Consider the following 16,281-nt stretch of genomic DNA (forward strand, 5'->3'; position numbering starts at 1 on the left):
AAAAGAATGATGAGACAACACGTGCGGCTGCTGCTGCCTCCTCTGTCGGAACTGACGTCCGCCATGCCGCTGGCCTTTGTGCTGGTGGACCGCGATGGCCGCCTGCTGCGCTCGGGACACCTGGAGCCGCAGCCCCTGGCTGCGCTGGCGGGCGCGTGGCCCGTGCACGCCATCGTGCGCGACGGCGACACGGTGGTCACCTGCGTCACGGTGCCGCCCGTCGCCGCCCGGCGGCTCGGCGACGCGGTCCGCAGCAGTGTCGAACCCATGACACTGTCCGACCCGGATCACCTGCTGGTGGCCCACGGTCCGCGCCGGACCGATGGCACAGTGGCTGTGGCGTGGACGGCGCGCGAGCCCCTGGAACGGGCCTGGTCGCTGCTGGCGTCCGCTGGTCTGAACGTCGTGTCCCTGGTGCCGCATGCCCTGGCTTTGCCAGAGGGCGATCCGCATCCCGACCGGCCCCTCGAACTGCCTGCGGGGCCTCGCTGGCTGGCTCCCCTGCCGGCCTGGTCCTTCATCGGCTCGGCCCGCCGTCCGGCGGGTGGGGCGGGGCGCTGGCGCCGGCCGTTCGCCTGGGCCGCCGTCGCTTGCGCGGTCTGGGTCCTGGGCCTGAACGTCCATGCGGCCAGGCAGGGCGGCCGGCTGGAGGCGTTGCGCGAGTCCATGCGCCAGACTGTGCAGCAGGCTTATCCGCAGATCCCTGTGGTCATCGATCCCCTGCATCAGGCCCGGCAACAGCGTGACGCCCTGCGGCTGGCCGGTGGTGATGCGGCCGCAGACGATTTCATGCCCCTGGCCCTGGCGACGGCGGAAGTCCTGGGATTCGCGCAGGGCCATGTGCTCGGCCTGCGCTACGAAGACAACCGGCTGACGCTGACGCTGGCGGAAGGCTACCGGCCGCTGGTCGATGAGGCGGCCCTGGCGCGGACGGCGGCCGGGCAGGGGCTCCGGCTGGCGCGCGATGCCGTCCGTCCACATGTTTGGCATGCCACCCGGCCGGATGCTGCCGAAGGCGCGGTGCGGCCGGCGGGAGACGAGCCATGAGCGGCCCGAACAGGCTCCACTGGCGGGGCGCCTGGCTCACGCGGGTGCAGCCCATGCTGCATCGCTGGGGTGCGTCCTGGCGGCACTTGAGTCCGCGCGAGCAGCGCCTGCTGGGCTTGATGATCCTGCTGCTGGGGGCCGCCGTTCTGTGGCTGGCTGGCCTGCGCCCCGCACTGGACACGCTGCGCCAGGTACGGGAGCAATTGCCCGTGCTGCAGGCGCAGACGGCCGAGCTCGACGCCATCGTGCTGGAGTCCCGGGCACTGGGCCGCAGCCGGCGCGGAACCCTGTCGGTCGAGGAAACCGCTGCTGCGCTGCAGGACAGCCTGCAGCGGGCCGGCCTGCAGGCGAACGGCAGCTTCGGGCCGGTGCGCGCGGAGGGTGATCAGCTCCGACGGGTGCTGACGGTGGACCGCGCGCCCGTTGCGAGCCTGCTGGCCTGGCTGGCGCAACTGCCCGAAGTCGCCCGGGTGCGGGTGTGGCGTCTCGAACTGGCGCGCAGCCACGTTGATGGCCGGGACCGCCCGGGCCTGCTCAGCGGAACCGTCGAATTGATGCTGCCGATGGGGGCTCTGCCATGAGTGCGCCGGACTTTTCCGGGCACGGATACCGGTGGGCGCGGCACGGGGTAGATCCGACGCGCCGTCCCATGTGCCTGGCCGGGGTTCTGGCGCTGGTCGCCGTGGCCGCGCTGACGGCGTTGAGCGCGCTGCCCGCCCGCTGGGTCATGGCCTGGGTGCCGGAGACCTCGCCCGTCACGATCACCGATGCCCGGGGCAGCCTGTGGTCGGCGCAGGCCTCGCTGGCGGTCGGCACGGGGCCTTTGCGGCGCGGCCTGCCCGAGCCTGTGCGCTGGCACCTGGCATGGGCCGGTGGCCCGCACCTGGTGCTGTCGCACGCCTGGCTGCTCGGCCCGCTGGAGATCCGTCCTGTCTGGGGCGGACTGCGTATTTCCGGCCAGACGCTGCAGGTCCCGGCTACGGTCCTGACGACCCTGCACGCGGTGTTCAATACGCTGGAGCCCGGCGGGGAACTCCTGCTGCGGTGGCCGGATCTCCGCGTCGGTCGCGGCGGCGCGCAGGCTGCACCGGGACAGCCCCTGCTGCTGGCACATTGGCAGCACGCACGGTCCGCTTTGAGCCGTGTTGCGCCGCTGGGCGATTACCGCCTCTCGGTGGAGACCGCCGCCGGCCCGGAGCCGATGTATGCCCTGACGCTGAGGACGGACCGAGGTCCCCTGAGCCTGGAGGGCAGCGGAACCGTGACGCCGGCCGGCCGGCTGCGCTTCGATGGCAAGGCCCGGCCAGACGATTCGGTGCCGATCGAAACACAGGCTGCGCTGCGCCGCCTGCTGGATGTCCTGGGGCCGAAAGCCGGTCCCGACGGAGCAACCCCCTTGCGGATGCATTCATGAAAACAGAAACTGTCCGATACCTGGCCCTGCTGACTCTGCTGGCCCTGGCCGGCTGCGCGGCGCCGAACGCCTCCCGTCAAGCCCAGGAATCGCCCCTGGTGGTCTATACCTCGGTGGGGGCGGAGTCGCCGACGCCGGCCGGGCGCCCGGGCGCTGCGGCCAGGGAACTCCGGCAGGCGCCGCAGCCTCGACGGCTGCAACCCATTCCCGAACGGCCCGAGGTGCCTGTTGCCGCCGCTGCTGCCGGCACGGCTGGGCCGATGACCCAGCTCAATTTCCAGGAAGCCGAGCTGAGTTCGGTGGTCCGCGCCCTGGCCCGTTTCACGGGGCGTAATTTTGTGGTCGATCCGCGTGTGCGCGGCCAGTTGACGCTGGTGTCGGACACGCCGGTCGATGCCGACACGGCGTATGCCATGCTGCTGAGTGCCCTGCGCATGCAAGGCTTTGCCGTGGTCGAGGTCGGCGGCGTCAGCCGTGTCGTGCCCGAGGCCGATGCCAAGCTGCAGGGGGGGGCTGTGGTGTCGGGCCCGGCGCAGGGGCGTCGAGGTGAACTGCAGACCCGCGTCTTCTCCCTGCGCTACGAGAATGCCGCCGATCTGGTGCCGGTGCTGCGCCCCCTGGTGGCGGCCAACAATACCCTGGCCGCGCAGGAGGGCAGCAACTCCCTGGTGGTGACCGATTATGCGGACAATCTGGATCGTATCGCCCAGATCATCGACCGCGTCGACACGCCGCTGGCCGTGAACACGGACGTCGTGCCGATCGAATACGGCGTGGCACTCGACGTGGCCGCCCTGGCGCAGCAGTTGCTGCAGGACGGCAGCGGCCGCAAGACCCGGGACGTGTCCGTGCTGGCGGACCCCCGCAGTAATTCGGTGCTGCTGCGCGCCATCACGCCCGAGCGCCTGAAGCAGGCGCGCAAGCTGATCCTGCGCCTGGATACGCCCGAATCCCGCACCGGGAACCTGCATGTCGTCTATCTGCGCAATGCCCAGGCCACCCATCTGGCCGAAGTGTTGCGGGGGGCGCTGATGGGGCGGGGCGGGAGCGCCGAATCCTTGTCCGGCCCCTCTCTTTCGGTCGCCGCGCAGGAGACGATGGGGCAGCAGGGCCCGCCCGATGCCGCGCTGTCGTCCCAGACGGACGCCGCCACGACGGCGCTGCCGGCTGCCGGCAATCAGAATCTGGCCTTCTCGGCGGCGGGCGCCACGATTCAGGCCGATGCCACCACCAACACCCTGATCATTTCGGCGCCGGAACCCTTGTACCGCAGTCTGCGCGAAGTCATTGACCAGCTCGACCAGCGGCGCGCTCAGGTATTGATCGAAAGCCTGATCGTCGAGGTCAATGCGGACAAGGCCGCCGAGTTCGGCGTCCAATGGATGGCCGGCGGCAACGGCCTGAACGGCAATGGCGCCGCGTTCTTCGGCGGCGCCAACCTGGGGGGCACGGGGATCGGCCTGAATCCGGCCAGCACACGCACCACGATCGACGCCCTGGGCCAGGGCCTGAACCTGGGCGTCGTCAACGGGACGGTCAGCGCTCTGGGGACGCAGATTCTCAATCTCAGCGTCCTGGCCCGAGCCCTGCAGAAGCAGGGCGGCGTGAATGTGCTGTCCACGCCCAATCTGATGACGCTGGACAATGAGCAGGCCAGCATCATCGTGGGCCGCACGGTGCCGTTCGTGACGGGTTCCTATACCACCTCGGGCGATGGCGCCAGCAATCCCTTCCAGACGGTGCAGCGCGAAGACGTGGGCCTGACCCTGCGCATCCGGCCGCAGATTTCCGAAGGCGGCACGGTCAAGCTCGCCCTGTACCAGGAGGTCAGCAGCCTCGATCCGGCCTCGTCGCTGACCAATGGTTCGATCGTGACCCGCAAGCGGGCCCTGGAGACAAATGTGCTGGTCGACGACGGCCAGATTATCGTGCTCGGCGGTCTGCTGGAGGACATGATGGACGATTCCACGGCATCCGTCCCCCTGTTGGGCGACATCCCCGTGCTGGGCAATCTGTTCAAGTACCAGAAGCGCAGCCACAGCAAGACGAACCTGATGCTGTTCCTGCGGCCGCACATCGTGCGCACCGCCCAGGACGGCGCCCGTCTGACGCTCGATCGCTACAACTTCATGCGGGCGGCGCAGTCAGGCTTGCCGATCCAGGCATCGTGGCTGATGCAGGACGACGCCGTGACCGACCTGCCCGGGCTGCAGCGAGACCCGGAGACGGGGCTGCTGGATTTGCGCGGCTTCCGGCGCGCCGACGAGTTTTCCGCGGCGCCGGCCGGTGCGACGGCGCCCGGCGGTGCAGCGGCGGTGGCCGCACCGGTCCGCCAATGAGCCACCGTCTGCCTTACGCCTGGGCGCACGCCTGGCGCGCGCTGCTGGAGACCGGTGCGGCGGGCGACACGCTGACGATCTCGGCGCGCACGCCGCCGTGGGCCTTGGCGGAAATCCGCCGGGTGCACGGCGTGATGCCGACGCGGGAAGTGTCCGACGAAGCCCTCGGTACGCTGTTGGCCGCAGCCTATGTCCACGCGGGGGACGCCGCCGCCATCGTCGACGAGGCGGCCCACGACGTCGATCTTGGCCGTCTGCTCCAGGATCTGCCGGAGATCGAGGACCTGCTCGACACCCGCGAGGGGGCGCCCATCATCCGCATGATCAATGCCTTGTTCACCCAGGCCGCCCGCGATGGCGCCAGCGACATTCACATCGAACCCTTCGAGACCCATTCGGTGGTGCGCTACCGGGTGGATGGCACGCTGCGCGATATCGTCAGTCCGCGCCGTGCGCTGCACAATGCCCTGGTGTCGCGCATCAAGGTCATGGCCAGTCTGGACATCGCCGAAAAACGCCTGCCCCAGGATGGGCGTATCGCGCTGCGCGTGGGCGGCAGGCCCATCGACGTGCGGGTGTCCACGCTGCCAACAGGGCACGGCGAACGGGTCGTGCTGCGCCTGCTGGACAAGGAAGCGGGCCGCCTTCAGTTGGACCGGCTGGGCATGGCGCCCGAGGTGCTGCGGGGGCTGGACGGGCTGATCCGGCGGCCCCACGGCATCGTGCTGGTGACCGGCCCGACCGGCAGCGGCAAGACCACCACGCTTTACGCGGCCCTCAGCCGTCTGGATGCCGCGACGACGAACATCCTGACGGTTGAAGATCCGATCGAATACGACCTGCTCGGCATCGGTCAGACGCAGGTCAATCCGCGCATCGATCTGACGTTCGCCTCGGCGCTGCGGGCCATTCTGCGCCAGGACCCCGACGTGGTCATGATCGGTGAAATCCGGGATCTGGAAACCGCCGAGATCGCCGTCCAGGCTTCGCTGACCGGCCATCTGGTGCTGGCCACGCTGCACACCAACGATGCCGTGTCGGCGGTGACGCGCCTGCTGGACATGGGGGTGGAATCGTTCCTGCTGGCTTCCACGCTGCAGGGCGTTCTGGCGCAGCGGCTCGTGCGCAAGTTGTGCGTCGAGTGCCGCAGGCCCGGAGGGGACGGGACGGCCGAGCGTGATCCGGCGGGATGCCCGGCGTGCGGGCACACGGGGCATAGCGGCCGCACCGGCGTGCATGAGTTGTTCGTGCTGGACGACACGCTGCGTGCCATGGTCCACGAAAATTGTGGGGAACAGAGCCTGCGGGACGCCGCGCGGCGCGGCGGCATGCTCGATCTGCGCCAGGACGGCGAGCGTTGGGTTCGGGCGGGCATCGTCGCCCGGGCCGAGATCGAGCGCGTCGCGCGCGATCCGTGAAATAACGAGGGCCATCGGCATGCCATCCTATCAATATGAGGCGGTCGATGCCGCCGGCCGAGAAGAGCGGGGGCGGATCGAAGCCGACAGTGAGCGGGGCGCCCGCCAGATGCTGCGTCATCGGGGGCTGCTGCCCCTGAGCGTGGTCGAGGCGCGCCGCCGGGGGCGCGCGGGCATCGGCGCGCACGCGCGGCTGCGGGACGCGGATCTGGGGTGGTTGACGCGCCAGTTGGCCAGCCTGCTGGCGGCCCGGCTGCCGCTGGAGGCTGCGCTGCGCGCGACGCTGGAACAGGCCGAACGTCCGCAGGTCGCACGGGTGCTGGCCGCCGTATGCGACGATGTGCGCGCCGGTTTGCGCCTGGGCCAGGCCCTGGACGCCCATCCCCGCGATTTTCCGGATATCTACCGGGCGCTGGTCGATGCCGGGGAGCAGTCGGGCGATCTCGACCGCGTTCTGGAACGGCTGGCCGACTACATCGAAACCCGTGGCGCCTTGCGCAACAAGGTGCTGACCGCCTTCATCTATCCGGGCATCGTTACGGTGGTGTCGGTGGCAATCGTGATTTTCCTGCTCAGCTACGTGGTGCCGCAGGTGGTGAGCGCCTTCACGCAAGCGCATCAGGCCTTGCCCTGGCTGACGCGGCTGTTGTTGGCGGCGAGCGCGGGCGTCCGGGCATGGGGGCTATGGCTGATGGCGGGGCTGGCGGTCGCCTTCGTGCTATGGCGTTTGCGCTTGCGCTCCCCCCAGGCGCGGCTGGCCTGGCATGCCAGGCTGCTGCGCCTGCCGGTGCTGGGGCGCTATGTTCAGGGTGTGGACGTGGCCCGGTTCGCTGCCACGCTGGCCATCCTCACGGGCAGCCGCGTGCCTCTGCTGGAGTCATTGGATGCTGCAGGACGCACGCTGCGCAATCGCAAGTTGCGGGCGGCCGCCACCGATGCCGCTCGCTGGGTGCGTGAAGGCGGTTCGCTGGTACAGGCCCTGCAGGCGCAGAAGGTCTTTCCGCCGCTGCTGATTCATCTGGTCGGCAGCGGCGAACGCACGGGCGAACTGCCCGCCATGCTGGATCGCGCGTCAAAAGTGCTGGCCGCCGATCTGGAGCGCCGGGCCCTGACCCTGACTGCAGTGCTCGAACCGGTGATGATTCTGGCCATGGGGGGCATCGTGCTGGTGATCGTGCTGGCGGTGATGATGCCCATCATCGAGATCAATCAACTGATCCAGTGATGAGCGACATGCGGCAGAGGGCCGCCCCTCCATGGTCCGCGTTGCCAAAAAAGCAACGTTTCGGGTTTTTCGACATTTTCGGTTTTCAGGGATTTGTGACTCTCGTTACACTCGAGGGCTCGTCTGGCGACAGGCACGGGTCGTCGTCCTCACATTCTCTTATTCGGAAAAAGCATGACCGCATCGCGAATCGAGCATGATCTCATCGGAGATCTTGCAGTCCCTCAGGATGTTCTTTACGGGGTTCACACTGAGCGTGCTCGGAAAAATTTCCAGATTACCGGGACTCCCATTTCCAGTCTGCCCGATCTGGTGATCGCGCTGGCCAGCATCAAGAGCGCGGCGGCCCAGGCCAATGCCGATCTGGGTCTGCTGTCGCCGGAAAAACGTGATGCCATCGTGCAGGCCTGCGAGGAAATCCGGGCCGGGCAATGGCACGATCATTTCGTGGTCGATGTGCTGCAGGGCGGGGCGGGTACGTCCACCAACATGAACGCCAATGAAGTCATCTGCAATCGGGCGCTGGAAATTCTGGGCCATCGGCGTGGCGAATTCCAGTATCTGCATCCGAATGAAGACGTCAACATGGCGCAAAGCACCAATGACGTCTACCCCACGGCCATTCGCCTGGCGCTCTGGTTCGCCATCGGGCGATTGCAGGGGGCGATGCAGGTGCTGTGCGATGCCTTTGCCCGTAAATCGGCCGAGTTCGATGACGTGCTGAAGATCGGCCGTACGCAACTGCAGGATGCCGTGCCCATGACGCTGGGCCAGGAATTCGGCACCTTCGTGACGATGCTGGAAGGCGATCGGGCGCGCCTGGGCGAATCGGCCGTGCTGATGCAGCAGATCAACCTGGGCGGCACCGCGATCGGCACCGGGATCACGGCGCATCCGGAATATGCCCGCCTGGCCTGTGCACATCTGGCGCGGATCAGCGGAGTGCCTGTGGCCACGGCGGCCGACCTGATCTGCGCCACCCAGGACTGCGGTGATTTCGTGCAGGTGTCCGGGGCGCTCAAGCGCATTGCCGTGCGGTTGTCCAAGATCTGCAACGATCTGCGCCTGCTCTCCAGCGGCCCGCGCGCCGGCCTGGGCGAAATCAATCTGCCGGCGGTACAGGCGGGTTCGTCCATCATGCCGGGCAAGGTGAACCCGGTCATCCCCGAGGTGGTCAATCAGATCGCCTTCGAAGTTTTCGGCACCGATGCCACCGTCACGTTTGCCGCCGAGGCCGGTCAGTTGCAGCTCAATGCCTTCGAGCCGGTGATCGCCTGCGCTTTGCTGCGCAGTTTCAAGCATCTGGGCAATGGCTGCATCACGCTGGCGGAAAACTGCGTGGACGGCATCACGGCCAACCGCGCGCTGCTGGGCCGGAATATCGAGTGTTCGATTTCCCTGGTCACCGCGCTGAATCCGGTCATCGGCTACAAGATGGCGACGGCCGTGGCCGCCGAGGCCTTCCAGCGGGGGCTGAATGTCCGTGACGTGGTGCTGGCGCGCCAGTTGCTCAGCGCCGAAGAGCTCGATGATCTGTTGCAGCCCGCCGAGTTGCTGCGGCCGCGTGAATATCCGGCGGTGACCGAGGGCTGAGGACGCCGCCCCTCGATTTTTTGATTGAGGATGCGTGATTCCTGTGCAGGTTTTGATCCACAATGATAGTAAGATGATTTGCATTGTGTATCTGCCCGGTGCCATGCCGGGCATCGCTTGCGCCAGGAGATTCGCGTGGGTTCCAACAACTCGAAAATTGCCATCGTCACCGGGGCGGGTTCCGGCATCGGTCGGGCTGCGGCACTGGCCTTGTTGAATGCGGGCTACCGGGTGGCGCTGGCGGGGCGCCGTGCGCAGCCGCTCGAAGAGGTCGCGGCGCACTCCGGTGCCGGCGATCGCGCCCTGGCAGTCCCCACCGATGTGACGGACGAGCAGTCCGTCATTCGTCTTTTCGAGACCTGCGTGCGCCACTTCGGCAGTCTGGACGTGGTGTTCAACAATGCCGGGGGCGGTGCGCCGGCGGTGCTCCTGGAGGACCTGACGCTGGCGCAGTGGCAGCAGGTCGTCGATGTCAATCTGACCGGCATGTTTCTGTGCATTCGCGAATCCTTTCGCGTCATGAAGGCCAGGCAGCCCCAGGGCGGTCGCATCATCAATAACGGTTCGATTTCGGCGTATGCACCACGGCCGAATTCGATGCCCTATACCGCGACCAAGCATGCGGTTTCCGGTCTGACGAAGACCGCTGCGCTGGATGGGCGTAAATATAATATTGCCGTGGGCCAGATCGATATCGGCAATGCGGCCACCAGCATGACGACGCGCATGGCAGACGGCATTCTTCAGGCCAACGGCGACATGGCGGTGGAGCCGCGCATGGACGTGGACATCGTCGGGCAGTCGGTGCTGTACATGGCCAATTTGCCGCTCGATGCGAATGTCCTGTTTCATACGGTCATGGCGACCCGGATGCCGTTCGTGGGACGCGGCTGACGTTTTCTTGCGTTTCTTGCCTGGAGTCGGATCATCATGGCCTGGCGGCATTCGGGATGGATCCTGGGACTGGTGTGTATGACGGCGGCCTTGCTTGCGGGCGCGGGCTGGCCCTTGCCCGTGCGGGCCCAGGTCGCCAATTTCCATCCCTGCAATGCCCAGCCCTCTCTGCCGATCTGCCTGCACGGCTACGGCCGGCGCATCGCCGTGCAACGCTGGGGGGCGGTGCCCGAAGCACTCGATCCCGATGCCGTGGCCAAGGCATCCCTGGTCACGCAAGACCCGGCCAAGGAAATCGAAAAACTCAAGGCCACCACGGCGTTCGTGCAGGACATGGACACCTCCGAAGTCCTGTTCGCGCGTGACGAGGCCGCCGTGCGGCCGATCGCCTCGCTGGTCAAGCTCATGACGGCGTTGGTGGTGATGGGTGCCGGTCTGCCCATGGACGAGAAGATCACCATCGACGCCAGCGACGTCGACGTGCCCAGCGAGCTGCCTTCGCGCCTGTCGACCGGCGCGCGCCTGAGCCGCACCGATCTGCTGCACCTGGCGCTGGCCTCGTCTGAAAACAGCGCGGCGCATGCCCTGGGGCGCAGCTATCCAGGCGGCATGACGGCTTTCGTCGAGGCAATGAACGCCCGGGCCAGTGCCTTGGGCATGGGTGATTCCCGGTTTGTCGAACCCATCGGCCTGTCGAATGAAAGCGTGTCTTCGGCCAGGGATCTGGCCAAGCTGGTGCATGCGGCATCCCGACAGCCGCTGATCAGGGAATTCACCACGGATCCGAAATACAGCGTGGACGGCCGGACGTTTCGCAATACCAATATGCTGGTGGGCCGCCCAGGCTGGGACATCCTGGCTTCCAAGACCGGCACCACCCGCGAGGCCGGCGACTGCCTGGTGATGATGGTCCGGCTTGACGGGCGCAACCTGGCCATGGTGCTGCTCAACGCGCAGGGAATGAGTGGGGCGCGCTTTGGCGACGCGGTGCGCCTGCGGCGTGTCCTGGACAGCCGGATGGTGGCGAAGCAGGGTGGAGAAGGCGCTGCGCCGGAAAACGTGGCTGGGCTGTACGACAAGTAAGGGGTGTGACCAAGATGTTTCGTGTGCTCCAGTATGGTGCATTCTCCTTGTCACGAACACATACTCCGGTTCGGCATCGCATTTGATACCTTATCGGCATCGCTTTTTCTTGAGAACTGGAAGGGGTCTCCATGCCGAAAAACGCGGGTGTCGGGCTGTTGCCCTTGATCGAAGGCTTGCGGGCTGTCGGGGCGGTTGGATTACGCTATGCGGCCGATTCCCGTCGCATGGCCGGAGTGATCCGGGCGGCGCCGACGGGGCTGTTTCTGCGTGAATTCCTGAAGGCACCAGCCGGGGTCGGGGCCGTCTGGCCCAGTTCGGAGCGTTTGGCTCAGGGTATGGCGGCCCGGATCGATCCCCAGGGCGATGGTCTGGTGGTGGAATTGGGCGCCGGGACTGGCGTGGTGACTCAGGCCTTGCTCGATCAGGGCGTATCGGCGGAGCGCTTGCGGGTGGTGGAGTGCGCCCCGGCCTTTGTGCGGCATCTGCGCCAGCGGTTCCCGGGAGTGGCGATCCTGCAGGGCGATGCCGCCCAATTGTCGGATGTGCTGGATGCCAGCGCGCCAGGAATACCGGTCGATGCCATCGTGTCCAGCCTGCCGCTGCGTTCTCTGGAAGCAGGTGTGGTGTCCGCCGTACTCGATCAGTGCCGGACGCTGCTGCGGCCGGGCTGTCCGCTGATCCAGTTCACCTATGCGCTGCGTGGCCTGCCCGCCGCTGAGTTATCGGACGGTTTCGAGTTGCGTAGCGATCGATCCATCTGGGCCAATCTGCCGCCCGCCCGGGTGATCACGCTGGCGCGCGTGAGCGAGCCGGAGTCCGCTCAGATCGGGTGATCCCGGCTAGCGCGGCTGGAACGCGATCAGTCCCATGCCGGCCAGCGTGACGGCGACGCCGCCGATGTCCCAGACGGTGGGACGCACGCCGTCGACTGCCCAGAGCCACAGGATGGCAACGCCGATGTAGACCCCGCCGTAGGCGGCGTAGACCCGGCCGGATGCGGCTTCATGCAGGGTCAGCAGCCAGGCGAAGGCCGCCAGGCTGAGCGCGGCGGGCAGCAGCAGCCAGGCCGATCCCCCCTGGCGCAACCAGAGCCATGGCAAATAGCAGCCCGCGATCTCGGCGAGTGCCGTGATGAGGTAGAGGGAAAAAGTCTTCATGCCGGATTCGGAAAGCCTTGCAAGGAGCCGGGGGATTTACAGGATCGACATCACCCCGCCATCCACGTAGATGATCTGACCATTAATGTAGTTCGAAGCGGCCGAGGCCGCCCGTGATAACCCTAGTTTTCAGAGCGGTTGTTTTTTTTTACCATAGTGCCCATGTTGTAGACAAAGAGTTCACTATGTGGGCATCCTCATCCGGATCGCAAGGTTCCCGGCCGGCTCAAAAGCCGGCGGGTACGGCTGCTTTTTCCAAGTTCGTCCATTTGCTGCGTCTGGTCGCAGCCAGCAAGGAACCGGTCTCCGTTGCCGAACTGGCGCAGCAAAGCGGTTACCCGCGCGCGACGGTCCACCGGACGGCTGCGGGCCTGCTGGCCGAAGGCCTGCTGGCCGAAAGCATCCTGGGCAAAGGCTATGTGCTGGGACCGGGCCTCATCAGCCTGGCCAGCCAGAGCTGGGGCGGTTCCGAGCTTCGGCTGATCGCATCCGAAGACTTGACGAACCTGCGCGACTGCACCGGCGAAACCGTTCACCTGGCGGTTCCGGGGGATCGCTGCATGATCTATATCGAAAAGCTGGAAAGCCTGAGTGCGGTGCGCCTGGTGTCGGGCATCGGCGCCCGCGCGACGCTCAATTCCACGGCGGTCGGCAAGGCCTATCTGGCTTTCTTGCCCGCGTCCGAGCGGGAGTTCCTGCTGGATCATCTGGAGTTTCATCCGCGCATGCCCAACACGATCATGTCGGCTGACAAGCTGAGGGGCCGGCTGAACGATGTCCGGGAACGAGGCTGGGCGACCGACGACGAAGAAAACGAACCGGGCGTGCAATGCTTCGGTGCGCCGATTCTGAATGGTGAAGGCTACCCGATCGCCGCCGTCAGCGTGAGCACGCTGAAATTCCGGCAGCAACCCGATCTCGAACGCGTCTATGTGGAGCCTCTGCTGGCGACCTGCCGCGCGATCGAACAGCGGATCGGGCGGGTGCCCGTCATGACGCGCCAGGTTTCGCTTTCCTCGGTTCGGTCGGCTTCTGGCCTTGTACCGGGCCGCCGCCCTGGGTCCTGATGAATTCCAACCACAAAAGAGACTTTCATGAGTAATCAGAAGGTGGGAGACAAGACGGCCGGCTGGCCCGAAAAGGCCGCCGATGCGCTCTTCTATGCATTGATGTGTCTGCTGGCGATCTGCGTTCTGGCCATGCTGCTGCTGGTGTTCGGCAACGTCGTGCTGCGCTATGGCTTCAATTCCGGCATTACGGTGTCGGAGGAAGTCGCACGCCTGAGCTTCGTGTGGCTGACCTTCGTCGGCGCCGTCGTCGCCTTGCGTTCGCGCCAGCACATCGCGATCAATATGCTGGTGCAGCGTTTCTCTCCGCAAGCGCAAAAGATCACGCACATCGTCCGTCAGGGCGTGATTCTGTGGGTGCTGTGGCTGATGATCGACGGTAGCTGGCGGCAGACGGTGATCGGCATGGATACCGTGACCTCGGTCGTCGGCATGCCGATCGCGGTGTTCAGTGGCGCGGCGCTGTTCGCCTCGGTGGTGATGGCGCTCATGATCCTGCTGGATCTGGTCGTCGCTCTGAGGACGCCCGCGACCCGGGAAAACATCGCGCGCTTTTGCACGTCCGTCGATAGCGCCGAGGAGATCTGAACATGAACGTCCTGATCTTTCTTGGCGTGCTGCTGGGCTTCATGGCGTTCGGCATGCCCATTGCGTTCGCGCTGCTGCTCAGTGCCATCGCGCTGATGTTCCATCTGTCCTTTTTCGACACGCAGATCATCGCCCAGAACCTGCTGACCGGCGCGGACAATTTCGCCCTCATGGCGGTGCCGCTGTTCATCCTGGCGGGCGAGGCCATGAATTCCGGCGGGATGTCCAGGCGGCTGGTCCACCTGGCGGTGACCTTCGTGGGCCACATCCATGGCGGCCTGGGATACGTGGTCATCATGGCCAGCATCCTGCTGGCTGCGCTGTCCGGCTCGGCTGTGGCGGACGCCGCCGCGCTGGCATCGATGCTGGTGCCGATGCTGCGCAGCCGGGGCTACGACATGAGTCAGTCCACCGGCCTGATCGCGGCGGGCGGCATCATCGGTCCCATCATTCCTCCCTCGATCTCGTTCATCATTTTCGGGGTGGTGGCCAATGTGTCGGTGACCAAGCTGTTCATGGCGGGCATCGTCCCGGGCTTGCTGATGGGGCTGACCCTGACCTTCGTGTGGGCGTATACCTGCCGCCGGGTGCGCACCATGACGACCTCGCCCAAGGAAGGCTGGGCGGTACGGCTGATTGCGCTGCGGGGGTCGATCTGGGCGATGTTCCTGCCCATCATCATCATCGGAGGGCTACGCGGCGGTATTTTCACCCCGACCGAGGCGGCGGCGGTTGCGGCCATGTACGCCCTGTTCGTCGGTATCGTGGTCTATCGCGAAATCTCGCTCAAGGTCTTCTTCCGGATCCTCGTGAATACCGCCATGACCACCAGCGTGGTGATGTTCCTGGTGGCGGCGGCGCTGGTGACGTCCTACATGATCACGCTGGCGGATCTGCCCGAAGCCATCATCGACCTGCTGGGCCCGCTGGTGGATTCGCCCACGCTGCTCATGATCAGCATCGTGATCCTGCTCACCGTCATCGGTACGGCCATGGATCTGACGCCCACCATCCTGATCCTGGCGCCGGTCATGATGCCGGTGATCAACAAGGCGGGGATCGATCCCGTCTACTTCGGGGTGATTTTCGTGATCGTGGGCTGCGCGGGTCTGCTCACGCCGCCTGTGGGAACCGTGCTCAATGTGGTGTGCGGGGTCGCACGGGTGCGCATGGAGGACGTGATCAAGGGGGTGCTGCCCTACGTGATCGCGTATACGGCGATGGTGCTGTTGATGGTGTTGTTCCCGCAGATCGTGCTGACGCCTTTGCGTTGGTTTTATTAAGGCCGGGGGACTGTCGCACCAGCATTCCGCTGGGCAGGCGATCCGGTCGTCATTTCCAAGGATGGAGCAAGATGAAAGCAACTCTCACACTCAAGAAGAATCTGCACCTCAAGGGCCTGGCGATGGGGCTGGCCGCCGCCATGGCCTTCGGCCTGGGCTCGGCCGATGCCCTGGCCAAGGACATCAACTCGCGCATCATTCGCTTCGGTTACGGCCTGGCCGACACCAGTCCGACGGGGCAGGCCACGCGATTCTTTGCCGAAGAAGTCGCCAAGCTGAGCGACGGCAAGATGAAGGTCAAGACCTACGGCAATGGCGCCCTGGGTTCGGACGAGCAGATGCAGAGCGCTCTGGTCGGTGGTTCCCAGGAAATGACCTTCGTCTCGACCGCACCGCTGGCGGGCATGGTCAAGGGCTTCGGCGTGTTCGACCTGCCGTTCCTGTTCGATGACGAAAAAGTGGCCTATGCCGTGCTGGATGGCAAGCCGGGCCAGGCGCTGCTGGACGCGCTTCCCGCCAAGGGGCTGATCGGCCTGCTGTATTGGGAGAACGGTTTCCGCGACCTGACCAATTCCCGTCACCCCATCACCAAGGCCTCGGATATCGAGGGCATCAAGCTGCGCGTGATGCAGAACCAGGTGGCGCTCAATGTGTTCAAGGCGCTGGGCGCCAATGCGATTCCGATGCCTTTCACGGAACTGTTCACCGCCCTGGAAACGAAGACTGTGGACGGCCAGGAAAACCCTCTGAGCACGATCCAGACCAGCAAGTTCTATGAGGTTCAGCCGTACTTGACCCTGTCGCACCACGTGTATACGCCCTTCGTGCTGCTGGCGTCCAAGAAGTGGTGGGACGGCCTGACCGCCGATGAGAAACAGGTGATCCAGGAGGCCGCCAAGACGTCTCAGGCCTACCAGCGCAAGATCAGTCAGGAAGGCAATGTGAAGGCGATGGCGTTCATCAAGGAACACGGTGTGCAGATCGATACTTTCTCGGCTGCGGAAAAGCAGATCATCCGCGACAAGGTGAAGCCGGTGGTCGAAGAACTGCGTGATGCCATCGGTCCCGACACGATCGACGCCGTGGTCAAGGCGGCCGCCGAGGCGCAGAAGGGCGCGTAAGGCTGGCTGGTGAAGAACCGGCGCCTGTTCGCGAGATGCGGGCGTCGGA

Annotated in this window: 15 protein-coding genes; 14 read left to right on the forward strand and 1 reads right to left on the reverse strand. The window is 66.0% G+C overall.

Annotated elements, in window-relative coordinates:
• The first annotated feature begins 6 nt into the window (after nucleotides 1-6).
• The 10 genes from gspL to WA983_RS14875 all read left to right on the forward strand — a co-directional run bounded on the left by gspL (nucleotide 7) and on the right by WA983_RS14875 (nucleotide 11,849).
• A complete protein-coding gene (gene gspL / locus WA983_RS14830) occupies nucleotides 7-1,047 on the forward strand; it encodes a type II secretion system protein GspL (protein ID WP_424251178.1) in 1,041 nt (346 codons plus the stop codon).
• Nucleotides 1,044-1,628, forward strand: a complete 585-nt coding sequence (gspM, locus tag WA983_RS14835) for a type II secretion system protein GspM (RefSeq protein WP_424251176.1) — start codon at nucleotides 1,044-1,046, stop codon at nucleotides 1,626-1,628. Before gspL ends, gspM begins: the two co-directional genes overlap by 4 nt.
• Nucleotides 1,625-2,461 (forward strand): type II secretion system protein N, encoded by an 837-nt coding sequence (gene gspN / locus WA983_RS14840; protein ID WP_424251174.1) that lies wholly within the window; start codon nucleotides 1,625-1,627, stop codon nucleotides 2,459-2,461. Before gspM ends, gspN begins: the two co-directional genes overlap by 4 nt.
• Nucleotides 2,458-4,800, forward strand: coding sequence for a type II secretion system secretin GspD (gspD, locus tag WA983_RS14845; protein ID WP_424251172.1), 2,343 nt, complete (start codon nucleotides 2,458-2,460; stop codon nucleotides 4,798-4,800). The genes gspN and gspD overlap by 4 nt, the downstream gene beginning before the upstream one ends.
• Entirely contained in the window at nucleotides 4,797-6,218 is a 1,422-nt protein-coding gene (gene gspE / locus WA983_RS14850) for a type II secretion system ATPase GspE (protein ID WP_424251170.1), read from the forward strand. The genes gspD and gspE overlap by 4 nt, the downstream gene beginning before the upstream one ends.
• A gap of 19 nt (nucleotides 6,219-6,237) precedes the next feature.
• Complete coding sequence (gspF, locus tag WA983_RS14855; RefSeq protein WP_424312260.1) at nucleotides 6,238-7,443, forward strand: type II secretion system inner membrane protein GspF; 1,206 nt, start codon at nucleotides 6,238-6,240, stop codon at nucleotides 7,441-7,443.
• A gap of 174 nt (nucleotides 7,444-7,617) precedes the next feature.
• Nucleotides 7,618-9,036 (forward strand): aspartate ammonia-lyase, encoded by a 1,419-nt coding sequence (locus WA983_RS14860; protein WP_424247294.1) that lies wholly within the window; start codon nucleotides 7,618-7,620, stop codon nucleotides 9,034-9,036.
• 129 nt (nucleotides 9,037-9,165) lie between these two features.
• Complete coding sequence (locus WA983_RS14865) at nucleotides 9,166-9,930, forward strand: SDR family oxidoreductase (protein WP_424247325.1); 765 nt, start codon at nucleotides 9,166-9,168, stop codon at nucleotides 9,928-9,930.
• A 36-nt stretch (nucleotides 9,931-9,966) separates the two neighbouring features.
• Nucleotides 9,967-11,013, forward strand: coding sequence for a serine hydrolase (locus WA983_RS14870; protein WP_424312261.1), 1,047 nt, complete (start codon nucleotides 9,967-9,969; stop codon nucleotides 11,011-11,013).
• A 227-nt stretch (nucleotides 11,014-11,240) separates the two neighbouring features.
• The gene (locus WA983_RS14875; protein WP_424247327.1) at nucleotides 11,241-11,849 is read left to right on the forward strand and encodes a class I SAM-dependent methyltransferase; all 609 of its coding nucleotides are present in this window, start codon (nucleotides 11,241-11,243) and stop codon (nucleotides 11,847-11,849) included.
• 6 nt (nucleotides 11,850-11,855) lie between these two features.
• On the opposite strand, the gene WA983_RS14880 is transcribed toward WA983_RS14875, so the two are convergent.
• The gene (locus WA983_RS14880) at nucleotides 11,856-12,173 is read right to left on the reverse strand and encodes a YnfA family protein (protein ID WP_424247297.1); all 318 of its coding nucleotides are present in this window, start codon (nucleotides 12,171-12,173) and stop codon (nucleotides 11,856-11,858) included.
• 185 nt (nucleotides 12,174-12,358) lie between these two features.
• Here WA983_RS14880 and WA983_RS14885 point away from each other — a divergent pair, with 185 nt between their 5' ends.
• The 4 genes from WA983_RS14885 (at nucleotide 12,359) to WA983_RS14900 (ending at nucleotide 16,232) form a co-directional block, all read left to right on the forward strand.
• Complete coding sequence (locus WA983_RS14885; protein WP_424312262.1) at nucleotides 12,359-13,240, forward strand: IclR family transcriptional regulator; 882 nt, start codon at nucleotides 12,359-12,361, stop codon at nucleotides 13,238-13,240.
• A 27-nt stretch (nucleotides 13,241-13,267) separates the two neighbouring features.
• On the forward strand, nucleotides 13,268-13,828 hold the full coding sequence (locus tag WA983_RS14890; RefSeq protein WP_424247300.1) for a TRAP transporter small permease: 561 nt from the start codon (nucleotides 13,268-13,270) through the stop codon (nucleotides 13,826-13,828).
• A gap of 2 nt (nucleotides 13,829-13,830) precedes the next feature.
• Nucleotides 13,831-15,111 carry a TRAP transporter large permease subunit gene (locus tag WA983_RS14895; RefSeq protein ID WP_424247302.1) on the forward strand — a complete coding sequence of 427 codons (1,281 nt, stop codon included), beginning with the start codon at nucleotides 13,831-13,833 and terminating at the stop codon, nucleotides 15,109-15,111.
• 71 nt (nucleotides 15,112-15,182) lie between these two features.
• Nucleotides 15,183-16,232 (forward strand): TRAP transporter substrate-binding protein, encoded by a 1,050-nt coding sequence (locus tag WA983_RS14900; protein WP_424247304.1) that lies wholly within the window; start codon nucleotides 15,183-15,185, stop codon nucleotides 16,230-16,232.
• The last annotated feature ends 49 nt before the right edge of the window (nucleotides 16,233-16,281 follow it).

The organism is Castellaniella sp. (genome assembly GCF_049650445.1).
Taxonomy (GTDB): domain Bacteria; phylum Pseudomonadota; class Gammaproteobacteria; order Burkholderiales; family Burkholderiaceae_B; genus Castellaniella.

Bases quoted from the DNA above. Each gene is read 5' to 3' on its own strand.
- WA983_RS14875 (WP_424247327.1), top strand. From the start codon at position 11,241: ATGGCCGGAGTGATCCGGGCGGCGCCGACGGGGCTGTTTCTGCGTGAA.
- gspE (WP_424251170.1), top strand. From the start codon at position 4,797: ATGAGCCACCGTCTGCCTTACGCCTGGGCGCACGCCTGGCGCGCGCTG.
- WA983_RS14895 (WP_424247302.1), top strand. From the start codon at position 13,831: ATGAACGTCCTGATCTTTCTTGGCGTGCTGCTGGGCTTCATGGCGTTC.
- gspL (WP_424251178.1), top strand. From the start codon at position 7: ATGATGAGACAACACGTGCGGCTGCTGCTGCCTCCTCTGTCGGAACTG.
- WA983_RS14860 (WP_424247294.1), top strand. From the start codon at position 7,618: ATGACCGCATCGCGAATCGAGCATGATCTCATCGGAGATCTTGCAGTC.
- WA983_RS14900 (WP_424247304.1), top strand. From the start codon at position 15,183: ATGAAAGCAACTCTCACACTCAAGAAGAATCTGCACCTCAAGGGCCTG.
- WA983_RS14885 (WP_424312262.1), top strand. From the start codon at position 12,359: ATGTGGGCATCCTCATCCGGATCGCAAGGTTCCCGGCCGGCTCAAAAG.
- gspN (WP_424251174.1), top strand. From the start codon at position 1,625: ATGAGTGCGCCGGACTTTTCCGGGCACGGATACCGGTGGGCGCGGCAC.
- WA983_RS14880 (WP_424247297.1), bottom strand. From the start codon at position 12,173: ATGAAGACTTTTTCCCTCTACCTCATCACGGCACTCGCCGAGATCGCG.
- gspM (WP_424251176.1), top strand. From the start codon at position 1,044: ATGAGCGGCCCGAACAGGCTCCACTGGCGGGGCGCCTGGCTCACGCGG.
- WA983_RS14870 (WP_424312261.1), top strand. From the start codon at position 9,967: ATGGCCTGGCGGCATTCGGGATGGATCCTGGGACTGGTGTGTATGACG.
- gspD (WP_424251172.1), top strand. From the start codon at position 2,458: ATGAAAACAGAAACTGTCCGATACCTGGCCCTGCTGACTCTGCTGGCC.
- gspF (WP_424312260.1), top strand. From the start codon at position 6,238: ATGCCATCCTATCAATATGAGGCGGTCGATGCCGCCGGCCGAGAAGAG.
- WA983_RS14890 (WP_424247300.1), top strand. From the start codon at position 13,268: ATGAGTAATCAGAAGGTGGGAGACAAGACGGCCGGCTGGCCCGAAAAG.